Below are 261 nucleotides of genomic sequence, written 5' to 3'. Positions count from 1 at the left end.
ATCGACATCGCCATGCCCGAGATCGACGGCTATGCGGCGCTGCGTTTTCTGCGCGCGCACCCGCCGCTCGCGCACACGCTGTTCGCGGCGATGACCGGTTTCGGCCAGGCCGCCGACGTCGAACTCACGCGCGCGGCGGGCTTCGAGATGCATCTCGTCAAACCGGTGGACGCCGCGCTGTTCGACGAGCTGCTCGCGCGCGCCGCCGTGCGCCGCGCCGCGCTCGCGCCGCTGGGACCGCTCGGGCCGCTCGGCCCGCTG

The 261-nt window shown here is 73.9% G+C and carries 1 pseudogene; it reads left to right on the top strand.

Annotation, left to right across the window (positions count from 1 at the left end):
• Nucleotides 1–12 precede the first annotated feature (12 nt).
• A pseudogene (locus tag SB786_RS36695) lies at nt 13–261 on the top strand (hybrid sensor histidine kinase/response regulator); the annotation flags it as partial.

Origin of the sequence: Burkholderia sp. SIMBA_062, assembly GCF_046534765.1 — a bacterium.
GTDB lineage: Bacteria > Pseudomonadota > Gammaproteobacteria > Burkholderiales > Burkholderiaceae > Burkholderia > Burkholderia ambifaria.
Note: the sequence above shows the minus strand (reverse complement) of the source record. Positions and strands in the feature narration are given on the sequence as shown.